Origin of the sequence: Stenotrophomonas sp. 364 (assembly GCF_009832905.1) — a bacterium.
GTDB classification, from domain to species: domain Bacteria; phylum Pseudomonadota; class Gammaproteobacteria; order Xanthomonadales; family Xanthomonadaceae; genus Stenotrophomonas; species Stenotrophomonas maltophilia_AP.
Genome location: NZ_CP047135.1, coordinates 1862777 through 1877697, shown reverse-complemented (window position 1 = coordinate 1877697; position 14921 = coordinate 1862777). Strand labels below are relative to the sequence as shown.

Here is a 14921-nt window from a genome sequence, read left to right as displayed (position 1 = left end):
CGGCACCCGGGCTACACGTCACGACCGACGGTCGTGACTTACACCGTTGCCGGCAACAGGCGCTCCGGCTCTGCCTGTGTTTCCACGAACAGCTCGTCGTTGCGCACGTCGATGCTGACCCGGCCACCGTTGACCAGCTTGCCGAACAGCAGTTCGTCGGCCAGCGGGCGCTTGACCTTGTCCTGGATCACGCGCGCCATCGGGCGGGCACCCATCAGCGGGTCGAAGCCGTGGCGGGCCAGCCAGTCCCGCGCGGTCGGCGTGGCCGACAGGCTGACATGCTTTTCCTGCAACAGCATTTCCAGCTCGATCAGGAACTTGTCCACCACACGCAGGATGTGCTCGAAGCCCAGCGGCTGGAACTGCACCACCGCATCGAGGCGGTTGCGGAATTCCGGCGTGAAGCTCTTGCGCAGGATTTCCATCGCGTCGGTGGCGTGATCCTGGCGGGTGAAGCCGATCGAACGCCGCGAGGCCTGCGCCGCGCCGGCATTGGTGGTCATCACCAGCACCACGTTCTTGAAGTTGGCTTCGCGCCCGTTGGTGTCGGTGAGCACGCCACGGTCCATGACCTGCAGCAGGATGTTGAAGATGTCCGGGTGGGCTTTTTCCACCTCGTCCAGCAGCAGCACGCAGTGCGGGGTCTTGACGATCTTCTCGGTGAGCAGGCCGCCCTGGTCGAAGCCGACATAACCCGGGGGCGCACCGATCAGGCGACTGATCGAATGCGGCTCCATGTACTCGCTCATGTCGAAGCGGACCAGCTCGATGCCCAGCTGCAGGGCGAGCTGCTTGGTTACCTCGGTCTTGCCCACACCGGTGGGGCCGGCGAACAGGAAGTTGCCGATCGGCTTTTCCGGGTTGGCCAGGCCGGAACGGGCCAGCTTGATCGCCGACGACAGCGTCTCGATGGCCGGATCCTGGCCGAAGATCACCATCTTCAGGTTGCGCTCCAGGTGCTGCAGCACGTCCTTGTCGGTGGCGCTGACCTGCTTGGCCGGGATGCGCGCCATTTTGGCCACGATCGTTTCGATCTCCTCGATGTCGATCAGCTCCTTGCGCTCGCCCTCGGGCAACAGGCGCTGGCGGGCGCCGGCTTCGTCGATCACATCGATCGCCTTGTCCGGCAGCAGGCGGTCACCGATGTGCTTGACCGACAGGTCGACTGCGGCCTGCAGCGCATCGTCGGCGTACGTCACGCCGTGGTGCGCTTCGTAACGCGGCTTGAGGCCCTGCAGGATTTCGTAGGTTTCGCCCACGGTGGGCTCGACGATGTCGATCTTCTGGAAGCGCCGCGCCAGCGCGCGGTCCTTCTCGAAGATGCCGCGGTATTCCTGAAAGGTGGTCGAGCCGATGCAGCGCAGCTCGCCCGACGCCAGGGCCGGCTTGATCAGGTTGGAGGCATCCATGGTGCCGCCCGACGCCGACCCCGCACCGATGATGGTGTGGATCTCGTCGATGAACAGCACCGCGTTGGGCATCTTCTTCAGCGCGGTGAGCACGCCCTTGAGGCGCTTCTCGAAGTCGCCCCGGTACTTGGTGCCGGCCACCAGTGCGCCCAGGTCGAGCGAATAGATGATCGCGTCGGCCAGCACGTCAGGCACCGAGCCTTCGACGATGCGCTTGGCCAGGCCCTCGGCGATGGCGGTCTTGCCCACGCCTGCCTCGCCCACGTAGAGCGGGTTGTTCTTGCGGCGGCGGCACAGCACCTGGATGGTGCGCTCGATTTCATCGCGGCGACCAACCAGCGGGTCGATCCGACCGTTCCGTGCGGCCTCGTTGAGGTTGCTGGCAAACTCCGCCAGCGCATCGCCCTTGCCTTCGCCCTCGCTACCCTCGGCGCGGCCTTCACCATCGGCCGCCGGCGGCACTTCGCCGTCTTCGCCCAGCTTGGCGATGCCGTGGGACAGGTAATTGACGATATCCAGCCGGGTCACGTCCTGCTGGTTGAGGTAATACACCGCGTGGGAGTCCTTCTCGCCGAAGATCGCCACCAGCACGTTGGCGCCGGTCACCTCCTTCTTGCCCGAGGACTGCACGTGGTACACGGCCCGCTGCAGCACGCGCTGGAAGCCGAGCGTGGGCTGGGTATCGCGACCATCATCTTCGGCCAGGCGCGAGACCGAGGCCTCGATGGCCTGTTCCAGTTCCTGGCGCAGGCGCTCGGCGTCGGCCCCACATGCCTTCAGCACGGCTTGGGCGGACGGGTTGTCGAGCAGTGCCAGCAGCAGGTGTTCCACCGTCATGAATTCATGCCGGGCCTCACGGGCGCGCTTGTAGCACTGACCGATGGTGTGTTCGAGGTCTTTACTGAACATGTTGTACTCCGGCGGCAGGTGGGAACAATATGCGGCCTAGCTGCGCAATTTCCATCACCCTAGCGGATTGGTGCGTTCAGACGGCGTTAGCGGTCCAACCCCACCCGGTTTCCCCAAGGCGCTTCCCAGCAACTCCATGATGCCTGAACTCCAGCTCACGAAATGGCAGCTTGTCCGTGATGGCGACGTCATCAGCACCCCGCACGCCCGCCTGTGGCCGGTCCGCCTCCCCGACGGCTCCGCGGCCATGTTGAAGGTGAGCACGGAGACCGAGGAGCGCAACGGCCACCGACTGCTGCGCTGGTGGGACGGCGACGGCGCGGTGCGGCTGCTGGCCCACGACCACGAGGCGGTCCTGCTGGAACGGGCCCAACCGGGCGTTTCACTGCGCGCGATGTCCATCGCCGGGCAGGATGCGCAGGCCACGGCGCTGCTGTGCCAGACCGCCGCACGCCTCCACCGGCCGCGCGGCGCCCTGCCCGAGGGTCTGATGGACCTGCAGGACTGGTTCAACGCGCTGCTGCAGCCCACGATCGCGTTGTCGCCATTGCTGGAACAGTGCAGATCGCTGGCGACGACAGTGCTGGCCGCCCAGATCGAGGTGCGCCCGCTGCATGGCGACCTGCACCACGACAACGTGGTCGACGGCGGCGCGCGCGGCTGGCTGGCAATCGACCCCAAGCGCCTGCTCGGCGACCGCGCATTCGACTACACCGTGCTGTTCTGCAACCCGGACCTGTGCGGGCCGGGCATCCACGTGGCCATCCACCCGGAGGTCTTTGACCGCCGGGTGGACCAGGTCAGCGCGCTGGCGGGTCTGGAGCGCACGCGGCTGCTGCGCTGGATCGCGGCCGGCGCCGGGCTGTCGGCGGCGTGGTTCCTGGAAGATGGCAGCGCCGCCGACGTCGACCTGGCGGTGGCGGACATGGCGCTGCGTCGGCTGGCACGCACCGGCGGCTAGCCGCTGGTCTTCTCCATCGTGCACAGCAGCGGGTGCTGGTTCATGCGCGAGAATTCGTTGACCTGGGCCACCTTGGACTCGGCAACCTCACGGGTGAAGACTCCGCACACGCCGCGACCGCGGGTGTGGACGTGGAGCATCACCTGGGTGGCCTTGTCCAGGTCCATGGCGAAGAAGCTCTGCAGGACGGTCACCACGAAATCCATCGGGGTGTAGTCGTCGTTCAACAGCATCACCTGGTAGAACGGCGGCGGCGCCACCTCCGGCCGGGCCGGTTCCAGCAGGACGCCGTGATCGTGGTGGGGTTCTTGGTTGGGCTCGCGGGGCATCCGCACATTATAGCGGGATTGGACGCCGCCTCTGTCGCCCTTCACAATCTGCACATCCACCCCACACTTTCACAGGGATTTCATGAAAAGGATCGTCACCGCGCTGTTGCTGACCGCCACGATGTTCGGCGCCCACGCAGCCGAACCCGACAAGGCTGTCGGCCGCGTGCTCAAGCAGCTGGACTACCCCTACGAGATCGACGAAGACGGCGACTACAAGCTGGTCTTCGACGCCGGCGATGACCGCACCCAGCTGGTATTCGTGCGCTCGACGGTGGAAGAGTTCGGCAGCCACAAGATCCGCGAGATCTGGTCGCCCGGCTACAACTCCCCCGGCAAGCAGTTCCCCGCTGCGGTGGCCAACCGCCTGCTGGAAGACTCGCAGGACGCCAAGCTGGGCGCCTGGGTCAAGCAGGACCAGCTGGCCATGTTCGTGGTCAAGGTGGATGCCAATGCCAGTTCGGCCGCGCTGAGCGATGCCATCGATGCGGCCATGCGCACCGCCGATGCCATGGAAAACGAACTGACCGAGACGGACGAGTACTGAGGTGAATGCCGTGCAGGACCCGCGCTGGACGCCCCATGTCACCGTCGCCACCGTTGTGGTGCGTGACGGGCGCCTGTTGCTGGTAGAAGAGCGGATCGACGGCCGCGACGTGCTCAACCAGCCGGCCGGGCACCTGGAGGCGGGCGAAAGCCTGGCCGCGGCAGCGGTGCGCGAAACCCTGGAAGAATCCGGCTGGACGGTGCGCCTGAGCGCCTTCATCGGCGTCTACCAGTGGACCGCGCCGGACGGCACGGCCTTCCTGCGCTTCGCCTTCGCTGCCGACCCGGTGGAGCACGATCCGGCCCGGCCGCTGGACGCGGGCATCGTGCGCGCGCTGTGGATGACCCCGGCCGAGCTGCAGGCCAGCGCGGCACGCCTGCGCAGCCCGCTGGTCTGGGAGGTCGTCGCCGACTACCTGGGCGGCCAACGCCACTCCCTCTCGGTCCTGAAGGAAACCGCATGAGCACTCCCCGGGTGATGGTCGGCGTGTCCGGCGGCGTGGACTCCTCGGTGGCAGCCTGGCGGCTGGTCCAGCAGGGCGAACCGGTGGCCGGGCTGTTCATGCAGAACTGGGCCGATGACGGCAGCGGCGACTGCCGGGCCGAGGACGACCGCCGCGACGCGGTGGCCGTCTGCGGCCTGCTGGGCATCCCGTTCCACTTCCGCGATTTCTCCAGCGAATATTGGCAGGGCGTGTTCGCGCACTTCCTGGCCGAATACGCCGCCGGCCGCACCCCGAACCCTGACGTGCTGTGCAACCGCGAAGTGAAGTTCAAGCACTTCCTGGACGCGGCCCGCGAACTGGGCGCCGAGCGCATCGCCACCGGCCACTACGCCCGCGTGGCGCAGGTGGCTGGGCGCTGGGCGCTGCTGCGCGGCGCCGATCGCAGCAAGGACCAGAGCTACTTCCTGCACCAGCTGGGCCAGGAGCAGCTGGCGGCCACGCTGTTCCCGATCGGTGACCTGCAGAAGAACGACCTGCGCCGGATGGCCCGCGACGCGCGGCTGCCGACCCACGCCAAGAAGGATTCCACCGGGATCTGCTTCATCGGCGAGCGCGACTTCCGCGAGTTCCTGGGCCGCTACCTGCCGGCCAAGGCCGGGCAGATCCGCGACCCGGACGGCGCACTGATCGCCGAGCACCCCGGCGTGTTCTATTTCACCCTGGGCCAGCGCGAGGGCCTGAACATCGGCGGCGTGCGTGGCCGCCCGGCCGCGCCCTGGTATGTGGTGGGCAAGGACGTGGCCAGCAACGTGCTCTACGTGGACCAGGACCGTGACAGCCCCTGGCTGCTCTCGACCCGGCTCCATTCCGAGCCCGCCCACTGGATCGCCGGCGCCCCGCCCGCCCGCCGGTTCGACTGCACCGCGCAGACCCGTTACCGCCAACCCGATGAACCCTGCACGGTGACCGTGCGCGACGACGGCACCCTGGAGGTGCTGTTCGTGCGCCCGCAGCGCGCCGTCACCCCCGGTCAATCGCTGGTGTTGTATGACGATGAGGTCTGCCTGGGTGGCGCGGTGATCGCCGCCACCGACGCGCCGCTGGAACAGCGGCTGCGGACTGCCCCTTCCCCTTTCGAGGTATCTGCTGCATGAGTTTTTCCGTCGACGACCGCGTTCTTGCACTGGCCGGCATCGCCCAGGCCCTGCAGCAGGTGCGCCGCATCGCCGAAACCGGCCACTCCGAAGCGGCCGTGGTGCGCACCGCCGTGGACAGCGTGTTCCGCATTGATGCCGACAGCCCGCAGGCCATCTACGGCAGCCCGGCCAACGTGGCCCCGGGGCTGCGCCTGCTGCACAACTACTTCCGCAATCAGGGCCAGGATGACGCCCTGCCCCGTCTGGCGCTGGCCGTGCTGCAGCTGGAGCGCCGGTTCGTGCGTGAGCATGCGGTGGTGGACAAGGTGAGCCAGGGCATCGCGCGCGCGCAGCGCCAGGCCACCGAGCTGGGCGACAGCGCCCACCCCGACGTGCTGGCCGCCCTGGGCGGGCTCTATGCGGACACCATCAGCAATCTCAAGCCGCGGGTGATGGTGCAGGGCAACCCGCACTACCTGGGCCAGGCCGGCGTGGTGGCCGAGATCCGCGCGTTGCTGCTGGCGGCGGTGCGCTCGGCGGTGCTGTGGCGCCAGACCGGCGGCCAGTATTGGGACTTCCTGTTCTCGCGCAAGGCGATGATCGAAGCGGTGGACCGCCAGCTACGCTGATTCACGGCGCGCCCAGCCCCGCGCGCAGCCCCCATGGGATCGCCCTACCATTCGGGGATGCGGGTAGAGCCACCCCATGGGTGGCTGGGCTGAGCGGTCGCCAATCCCGCAGCTACCCATGGGGTGGCCCTGCCTTGGGGAGGTTTTCGATGGAATGTGCAGTGCAGCACTAAAGCAAATGGGGGTACGGCCGATACATCAACCGTGCACTTCCCGAGAACGTCCATGTACTCACGCATCTTCATCCGTCTGGCCGCCCCCCTGGTCCTGACCCTGCTTCTTCCTTTCGCCATCGGTTTCGAATGGCCCGCCGCGCTGAGCTTGGCCATCCTGACCACGATGACACTCAGCTGGCTGGGCTTTGCCTGGTGGACCGCCCGGGCCCAGACCCAGCGATCCCCCGAGCACGCCCGCATCCTGCGTGAGCAGGACCAGCTGCTCACCGAGCTGCGCAGCTTCGTTGCCAACGAAGTGGAGGGCTCGCGCGGCGAAGTCGAACGTGCCCGCGACCTGATCCGCCACGCGGTCAGCGGCCTGGGTGGCAGCTTCGACGCCATGAACCGCAAATCGCGCCAGCAAAGCCAGGCATTGGCCCGCATCGTCGACCGTGCCGGTGAAGACGGTGGCGCCGGTGTCGACGTCGCCCGCTTCGCTCAGCATGCCAGCCACCGCATGGAACAGTTGGTGGAGGCGCTGGAGCAGGTAAGCGGCCAGAGCAGCAACACCGTGCAGCACATCGACCAGATGGCGCAGCACCTGGATGGCATCTTCGCCCTGCTGGAAGACGTCAAGTCGATTGCCGACCAGACCAACCTGCTGGCGCTGAACGCGGCCATTGAAGCGGCCCGTGCCGGTGAGGCCGGTCGCGGCTTCGCGGTGGTCGCCGACGAGGTGCGCAACCTGTCCGAGCGCTCCACCACGTTCAACGAGCAGATCCGCAAGCTGGCGCACAGCTCCAAGGACGCCATCGCCAAGGTCCGCGAGACGGTGTCGCACATGGCCTCGCGCGATATGGACCGTTCCCGCGAAGCGCGTCACGAAGCAGCGCAGATGCTGGACAACGTGGCCCAGATCAACGCCTCGCTTGGCGACGGCATGCGCGAGATCTCCGAGTGCGGCCGTGCCATCGACAGCAGCGTGGCCGAAGCGGTCCGCGCGCTGCAGTTCGAAGACATCGCCACCCAGGCCCTGGGCGGCGTGCATACCCACCTGGACCGCCTGACCGCCATCAACCGCGAAGCGGTGGCCCTGCAGGAACTGCTGCACCGCAATGGCGGCGTGTTCGACGAAGAAGTCGTCAGCGCCCTGCAGCGCACCGGCAGCCGCCTGCGTGAAATGCGCAGCGAGTGGGAACGCCCGCCGCACAAGGCCGTTGCCCAGCAGAGCATGGCCGCTGGCGCGGTCGAGCTGTTCTGACCCAGATGTTCCGCGTCGGCAACGGCGCCCACGACGGCCCCGGTTTCCCCGGGGCCGTCGTGCTTGCAAGATCCGTCCTGGCTGCAGATGATCGACCCATGCTGTTGACGAACACCCCCCATGCCGCCCCCTCCTCTTCCGTCCCCCTGCCCGAGGCAGTGGCTGCGCCTGAGGAACGCATCTCCCCGCCCTCGCCTGTTCGCATGCCCGAGCCGCTTCGCGGACGCGCATTGCTGGCCGAGCTTGAGCAGGTGGCGCAGCGGGAACTGGCGCAGCTGGCGGCACAGGGCGGGCTTTCCGGGTCGTTGGGCGCCGCTGCCATGGACCCGGCCCTGATCGGCTTGGCCTGGGACCTCGGCCTGAGCGGCGATGCCGTGGTGACCACGTCCCCGGACCCGAAGCATCCCGCGCACCGTCCATGACCTCTGGTTAGAGACGCTTGGTACTGCACGCGCAGGGGCTGGCGTCTCGGGCGCCGTTCGGCCAAGGCCCGGCGGGCACCCACCGCGCCATCGCCCATCTGGGCTATGTGCAGATCGATACGCTGTCGGTGATGGAGCGCGCGCATCACCACGTGCTGTGGAATCGGGTGCCCGATTACGACCTGGCGCACTTGAACCGCCTGGTCGGCGAGCGGCAGATCTTCCAGTACCGGTATCACGCGGCTGCCTATCTTCCGATGCGCGATTACCGCCATGCGCTGCGCCGGATGCAGGCGATACGGACGGGCGAAACGCACGCGCGGTGGACGGGATGGCGCTGCGGTAGCGGTTGCCTGCCTGCCCACGGCCTGAAGCGGCGACAGCCGGGTGTTGGCCGGCGACGTTTGGTGCACCCTGCCCCGTCATTGTCTGAGGCGCCGCCGTCTATCGGCCGTCGATCCGGATGCGCCGCTGGCGGGCTATCCTGTGTTGCTGCGCCAGCCTGCAAGGGTGGGTACCCACAAGGAACAGCATGGCCGAACTGACAGATTTCCATCTTTTCTGGGGCGAAGCGATGGCGGCGGCGGAGCGGCATGCCGCTTCGATGCAGGCCGATGGTGCCGACGCTTTCGCCCAGCAGCTCTATCGCGAGTACCTGGAACAGGGCGCACCCAAGCCGCGCAAGAAATGGCTGGCCACGCGGCTGGCAGACGCCTTTCCCTGCATGGATGCCAAGCCGAAGTGGGTGGGTGAGCCGGCCTGGTTGTACCACCAGGGGCAGCCGATGGTCTTCCTGCACCAGTTCCAGGTCAGCCCTGCCGCGCATCACCTGATCGGCCACATGTCACTGGGCGAAACGCTCTACATGTTCGGTGCGCGACACCGGTTGGGACCGGGCCCCGACGATGGCTGGACCGACATCTACCGCATCTCCGTGCAGACCTGCGAAGGCGATACGGTGGGGGAGATTCCGGGTCCGCAGGGGTAAGCGCAACCACGCGATCCGCGGTAGAGCCGACCGTTGGTCGGCTGCACTTGGAGCAGCCGACCAACGGTCGGCTCTACCCGCCAATCGTGCGCGACAAACGGACCCCCGCAAACGTTGAGGGATCGCGGACGGTCAGATCTCGCGGGCCGGTAATACAGCCGAGGCCGCTGGGATAAGGCCATCCACGCGAAGTCCCACAAACGTAGAGCCGACCGTTGGTCGGCTGCACCGGGAGCAGCCGACCAACGGTCGGCTCTACCCGCCAATTGTGCGCGACAAACGAAACCCCGCGAACGTTGAGGGATCGCGGACGGTCAGAGCTCTCGAGCCGGTAATACAGCCGGGGCCGCTGGGACAAGGCCATCCACGCGAAGTCCCACAAACGTAGAGCCGACCGTTGGTCGGCTGCACCGGGAGCAGCCGACCAACGGTCGGCTCTACCCGCCAATTGTGCGCGACAAACGAAACCCCGCGAACGTTGAGGGATCGCGGACGGTCAGAGCTCTCGAGCCGGTAATACAGCCGGGGCCGCTGGGACAAGGCCATCCACGCGAAGTCCCACAAACGTAGAGCCGACCGTTGGTCGGCTGCACCGGGAGCAGCCGACCAACGGTCGGCTCTACCCGTCAGGGGTGCGCGGCCAACGGAACGCCGCGCACGCTGGGCGGTCGCGCGCGATCAGATGGCGTGGGTCAGCGCGACCAGCGCCTCGCGTGGCGCGATGCGGGTGCCGCCGGTCCTCAGCCACTGGGCCAGGTCGCGCGGGGTGAGCGGGCGCGAATACAGGTAACCCTGGATCTCGTCGCAGCCCTGGCGGCGCAGCATGGCCTCTTCCTGCTCGGTTTCCACGCCTTCGGCGACGACCTTCATGCCCAGCGCGTGCCCCAGGTGCACGATGGCCTGGGTGACTTCAGCTGTGCCGGTGTCGTGCAGCATGCCCTGCACGAAACTGCGGTCGATCTTCAGGCGGCCCACCGGGAAGCGGTTGAGGTAATGCAGGTTGGAGAAACCGGTGCCGAAGTCATCCACCGCCAGCGGTACGCCGTGGCGTTCGAGCACGTCGAAGCAGTGGCGCAGTACATCGGTATCCCGGATCAGCGCAGACTCGGTCAGCTCCAGTTCCAGCCGCTGCGGGGGCCAGCCGTGGGCGTGGCAGATGCCGATGACGCGCTCGGCGAAGCCGCGGTCGCGCAGCTGCACGGCCGATACGTTGACCGCCACGCGGTCGAACGCCAGGCCGGCGGCATCCCAGGCGGCCGCCTGGCGGCAGGCCTCGGCCAGGACCCAGTCGCCGATGCGGACGATCTCGCCGCACTTTTCAGCGATCGGAATGAACTCGGCCGGGCTGCAGTAACCGATACCGGGCCGATGCCAGCGCAGCAGTGCTTCAATGGCCGGCGGCTGATCGTTCTCGGCGTGCAGCAGCGGCTGGTAAGCCAGGGTGAACTCTTCGCGCTCGATCGCGCCCAGCAGCGCATGCTCGATCTCCAGCTTGCGCTGGATCTTGGCCAGCGCGTCCTGGCTGTAGTACTGGTAAGTGTTGCGCCCCGCTTCCTTGGCCGCGTACATCGCCGCGTCGGCCGCGCGCAGCAGGGATTCGAAGTCGTGATGGCTCTGGTCGAGCATGGCGATGCCCACGCTGGCGCCCACCTTCAGCGTGGTCTCGCCGCGATGCAGCGGTTCGGCCAGCGAGGCAATCAGCTTGCGGGCGACGTGGCCGGCGTCCTCGGGGTCGGCCAGGTCACGCAGCACCACGATGAACTCGTCGCCGCTGAAACGACCGAACAGGTCGGCGTTGCGCAGGTTCTGGTGCAGGCGGGTGGCCGCCGCCTTCAGCAGCGCATCGCCGGTGGCGTGGCCGAAGGTGTCGTTGATGGTCTTGAAGCCGTCCAGGTCGATGAACAGCATGGCCAGCGGTGCACCGCGGTCGCGCGCTTCTTCGATGGCATCGGCGGTCTGTTCGCGCAGCAGCATGCGGTTGGGCAGGCCGGTCAGCAGGTCGTAGTGCGCCAGCAGTTCGATGCGCTCGTTGGCTTCGCGTTCGCGGGTGATGTCACGGAACAGCACCACGAAGCGGGTCGGCAGGCCGTCGCGGCGGTCCAGCTCGATCAGCACCTGCACCCAGATGCGCAGGCCGGACTGGCGGTAGAAGCACAGGTCCAGCTGCTCGGGCAGGCCGCCGTCGGCGATGCGCTCCAGTGCCGCCTCGAAGGCGTTGCGCGAATCCTGGGTGTACAGGGCCAGCGCCTGGTCCAGGCTGATCGGCTCCTTGCGCAGGCCGTGGATGCGATAGCACTCCTCGGTCCACTGCATGTGGCGGGTGGTCACTTCGATTTCGCAGCCACCGATGCGGCCCAGCGCCGACACGCGGTTGAGCAGTTCGGTGCGCCACCGGATCAGCGCATCGGTCTGGTGCTGTTCGGTGATGTTCTGGACCTGGCCCAGCAGCCGTTGGATGCGGCCATCGGCGCCCAGCAGCGGTTGCATCCACAGGCGCAGGTGCAGCGCGCCGTCGCGCTCGCGCGGCAACTCCAGTTCCAGCGTGGCCGGCTTGCCGTCGCGCAGCATGCGCCGCCAGGCGTGGCGAAGCAGGCTGCGCGAGCGCGGTTCAAGCTGGCGCAGCCAACGCCGGCGACCGCTCAGCGGATCTTCGCCCACGCCCAGCAGGGCGCGGAACTCGGGCGACCACCAGAACTGGCGCTGGGCCGGGTCCCACGACCAGCTGCCCATGCTGGCGATGCGCTGGGCCTCGCGCAGGTGCACCTGCTGCTCCAGCAGCTGCGCCTCCAATTGCTTCTGTGCCTGGATGTCGGTGTGGGTGCCCACCATGCGCAGGGGTTGGCCGTCGGCGGTACGTGCCACCACCCGACCCCGGTCGAGCACCCAGCGCCAGTCACCGTCGGGGTGGCGCAGCCGGTACTGGGCGGTATAAACCTCACCGTCGCCACGCAGGTGGGCGTCCAGCGCGGCGCGCACCGCCGGCTGGTCCTCCGGATGCACCGGGGCGAGCAGCGCTGCGGCGACATCGCCCCGGGTGACCTCTTCGGCCGGTCGCGGCTGGTCGTCCCAGCGCCGCGACCGGATCACCGCATCGCTGGGCAGGTCCCAGTCCCACAGCCCGTGGCCGGCGTGGTCCAGGGCAAGCTCCCAGCGGCTGCCGGCGTAGCTGGCGACCGGCTCGGGCACGCTCAGCGTGAATGCCAGCAGGTTGCCGTCCGGGTCGTGCACCGCACGCATCCAGCCGTCCAGGCGACCACGTGGCCCGCCCGGCAGCTGGCAGGGCACCAGGCCACCGTCGGCCGCCAGCAGACGCAGGTCTTCAAGCAGCTCGCCATAGGCCGCCACGGTTGCCGGCACTCCAAGCTCGCGCGCGACCGGGTTGGCCGCCAGCGGCCGCCCGGCCCGGTCGAGGATGACCAAGGCCGACGCCAATGGGTGCTGCAGCAGACTCGCGATAATCCCTTGGTCCACGCGGTAAGACTCCGATAACGCACCCGACGACCGGGAACGCAATCGTTAGCGGCGGATTTCGCCAATTATTGAGCGGTGCGCGGCGTGCGCCCCCAAAAGGCATGACACCCACTAAGATGCAGTTCGCCCGCCCCGAAGGTCCCCGACCCGTCCATGCCTGTCGCTCCCTCCGGCCTGCCCCACCCCGCTGCACCCGATCGCCCGCTCGCCCAGGCCCTGCGCCGCGACCGCTGGCGGGTGGTGGTCGGTTACCTGGTGCTGGCCCTGGTGTGGATCCTGTGCAGCGATGCCGCGGTGCAGGTGCTGGCGGCCGACATGGCCACCGCCGCCCGCTGGCAGACCGCCAAGGGCGCGTTTTTCGTGGTGGCCAGCGCCGGCTTGATCTATCTGCTGCTGCGCCCGCTGGCCCAGCACGTGCTGCACGCCCACTCGCGGCTGGAGTGCTCGGAAACCCGCCATCGGCAGATGTTCCAGGGCAACCCCGGGCCGATCCTGGTGTACGACCTGGACTCGCTGGCGATCCTGGATGTGAATCCGGCCGCGAGCAGCCTGTTCGGCTGGGACCGCGAGGCGTTCATGGCCATGCCGATCAGTGCGCTGTGGCCGCCGGGCGAGGAGAACCAGCTGGCCGAGAAGCTGGCGCAGATCCGCGCGGAGCCCGGCGAGCTCTGCGTGCTGACCGCCGACCTGCAGCTGCGTGACGGCAGCCGCCGGCGCATGGAGATGCGCAGCAACGCCATCGATTACGCCGGCCGGCCCGCCCGGCTGCTGATCGCCATCGACCGTACCAGCGAAACCCAGGCCCTGCGCCGCCGCGACCTGGCCTTGGCCCGGGTCGAGGAAGCCCACGAGATGGCCCGCATCGGTGCCTGGGAAGTGGACCCGGCCACGGGGCTGGGCCGCTATTCCAACCAGGTCTACCACCTGCTCGGCCGCCGCCCGCCGGAAGCACGCCGCTGGCACCGCTTCGAGGAACTGCTGGTGCCGGCCGACCCGGCCACCGCCGCACTCAGCGAGCAACTGCTGCAGGACATGACCGGCGAGCAGGTGCAGATCGACGTGCTGCTGCCGCTGCTGGCGATGGACGGGCGCGCACTGATGGTGCACCTGCGCGCCGAAAGCGGGCACGACGACGCCGGCCGGCCGCGCGTGCTGGGCACGCTGCAGGATGTCACCGAGCGCGAACAGTCGCGCCGGCTGCTGCGCGAGCGCGAAGAGCAGTTCCGCGAGCTGGTGCGGGTGCTGCCAGATGGCGTGGTGATCCTGTCCGACGAATACGTGCTGTATGCCAACGCCTGCGCGGCGGCGCAGTTCGGCTATGGGCAGCACACGCTGCTGGGCGAGCCGCTGTCGGCGCTGGTGGACGCCGCTGATCTGGCGCGGGTGCGGGCGCAGCTGTTCGCGCCGATCCCGCTGCCGAGCACCGGCGCCGGTGAAGTGATCGGCATGCGCCGGCTGGACCGGCAGCGCTTCCAGGCCGGGCTGGCCGTGGGCGACGTGCGCTATGGCGGACGCAACTGCAAGCTGTTGATCGTGCGCGACCTGAGCGAACCGGAACGGATCCGCGAAGCCCTGGAGACCAGCAACCGCGAGCTGCAGGCGATGGCCGGGCGGCTGTTCTCGCTGCAGGAAGATGAGCGTCGCGCGATCTCGCGCGACCTGCATGACGACATCGGCCAGGCAATCACCGCCATGAAGCTGTCGGCGTATGCAGCCCAGGACGAGGCCGACGCCGCGCGCCGCAGCGAAGACCTGGAACAGATCATCCAGCTGGCCGATGCCACCGTTGGCAAGCTGCGCGACATTTCCACCCTGCTGCGGCCGCCGCAGCTGGATGCCCTGGGACTGGAAGCCGCGCTGCGCTGGCAGGCCGGCATGCTGTTCCGCTCGGCCGCAATCGAACTGCTGGCCGACATCCAGGCGCTGCCACGCCGCCCGCAGGGCGATATCGAGCAGGCCTGTTTCCGCATTGCCCAGGAAAGCCTGACCAACGTGCTGCGCCATGCGCGCGCCAGCCAGGTGAGCCTGCAGCTGCACGATGTCGGCGACAAGGGCCTGCACCTGCAGGTGCGCGACGACGGCGAGGGCTTCGACCCGGAAGGCCCGCGCGGGTTGGGCCTGATCGTGATGCGCGAGCGCGCGCAGAGCGTGGGCGGCACCCTGCGCATCGAGTCGGCACACGGCGCCGGCACCCTGATCGACCTGTACCTGCCTTATCGCAGCAGCGCTGCGGCCACTTCTGAAATTCTGGAACACTGA

The 14921-nt window shown here is 68.2% G+C and carries 13 protein-coding genes; 10 read left to right on the top strand and 3 right to left on the bottom strand.

Translation table 11 applies throughout. The annotated features are described in order from the left end of the window. Positions 1 to 38: 38 nt before the first annotated feature. Positions 39 to 2318, bottom strand: a complete 2280-nt coding sequence (clpA, locus tag GQ674_RS08665; RefSeq protein WP_159496721.1) for an ATP-dependent Clp protease ATP-binding subunit ClpA — start codon at positions 2316 to 2318, stop codon at positions 39 to 41. Positions 2319 to 2457: 139 nt separating this feature from the next. Here clpA and GQ674_RS08660 point away from each other — a divergent pair, with 139 nt between their 5' ends. After that, the gene (locus GQ674_RS08660) at positions 2458 to 3279 is read left to right on the top strand and encodes an APH(6)-I family aminoglycoside O-phosphotransferase (protein WP_159496720.1); all 822 of its coding nucleotides are present in this window, start codon (positions 2458 to 2460) and stop codon (positions 3277 to 3279) included. Here the strand turns inward: GQ674_RS08660 and clpS are convergent. Continuing rightward, positions 3276 to 3608: an ATP-dependent Clp protease adapter ClpS gene (clpS, locus tag GQ674_RS08655; protein WP_159496719.1), complete on the bottom strand. Its 333-nt coding sequence runs from the start codon at positions 3606 to 3608 to the stop codon at positions 3276 to 3278. The genes GQ674_RS08660 and clpS overlap by 4 nt on opposite strands. An 82-nt stretch (positions 3609 to 3690) precedes the next feature. On the opposite strand from clpS, the gene GQ674_RS08650 reads away from it, so the two are divergent. From GQ674_RS08650 to GQ674_RS08615, 8 genes are all read left to right on the top strand, one after another. Continuing rightward, entirely contained in the window at positions 3691 to 4155 is a 465-nt protein-coding gene (locus GQ674_RS08650; RefSeq protein ID WP_159496718.1) for a hypothetical protein, read from the top strand. A 1-nt stretch (position 4156) separates the two neighbouring features. Beyond that, a complete protein-coding gene (locus tag GQ674_RS08645) occupies positions 4157 to 4618 on the top strand; it encodes an NUDIX hydrolase (protein ID WP_159496717.1) in 462 nt (153 codons plus the stop codon). Continuing rightward, positions 4615 to 5754, top strand: coding sequence for a tRNA 2-thiouridine(34) synthase MnmA (mnmA, locus tag GQ674_RS08640; RefSeq protein ID WP_159496716.1), 1140 nt, complete (start codon positions 4615 to 4617; stop codon positions 5752 to 5754). Before GQ674_RS08645 ends, mnmA begins: the two co-directional genes overlap by 4 nt. After that, complete coding sequence (gene hflD / locus GQ674_RS08635) at positions 5751 to 6365, top strand: high frequency lysogenization protein HflD (RefSeq protein WP_159496715.1); 615 nt, start codon at positions 5751 to 5753, stop codon at positions 6363 to 6365. Before mnmA ends, hflD begins: the two co-directional genes overlap by 4 nt. 225 nt (positions 6366 to 6590) lie before the next feature. Continuing rightward, entirely contained in the window at positions 6591 to 7781 is a 1191-nt protein-coding gene (locus GQ674_RS08630) for a methyl-accepting chemotaxis protein (protein ID WP_159496714.1), read from the top strand. Between the two features lie 203 nt (positions 7782 to 7984). Beyond that, a complete protein-coding gene (locus tag GQ674_RS08625; protein ID WP_159496713.1) occupies positions 7985 to 8203 on the top strand; it encodes a hypothetical protein in 219 nt (72 codons plus the stop codon). A gap of 17 nt (positions 8204 to 8220) precedes the next feature. Further along, on the top strand, positions 8221 to 8748 hold the full coding sequence (locus GQ674_RS08620; protein ID WP_201290233.1) for a crosslink repair DNA glycosylase YcaQ family protein: 528 nt from the start codon (positions 8221 to 8223) through the stop codon (positions 8746 to 8748). Further along, a complete protein-coding gene (locus GQ674_RS08615) occupies positions 8736 to 9191 on the top strand; it encodes a hypothetical protein (protein ID WP_159496712.1) in 456 nt (151 codons plus the stop codon). The genes GQ674_RS08620 and GQ674_RS08615 overlap by 13 nt, the downstream gene beginning before the upstream one ends. Before the next feature lie 678 nt (positions 9192 to 9869). On the opposite strand, the gene GQ674_RS08610 is transcribed toward GQ674_RS08615, so the two are convergent. Further along, on the bottom strand, positions 9870 to 12662 hold the full coding sequence (locus GQ674_RS08610; protein WP_159496711.1) for a bifunctional diguanylate cyclase/phosphodiesterase: 2793 nt from the start codon (positions 12660 to 12662) through the stop codon (positions 9870 to 9872). 153 nt (positions 12663 to 12815) lie between these two features. Between GQ674_RS08610 and GQ674_RS08605 the strand changes: the two genes are divergently transcribed. Beyond that, positions 12816 to 14921: a PAS domain S-box protein gene (locus GQ674_RS08605; protein WP_159496710.1), complete on the top strand. Its 2106-nt coding sequence runs from the start codon at positions 12816 to 12818 to the stop codon at positions 14919 to 14921.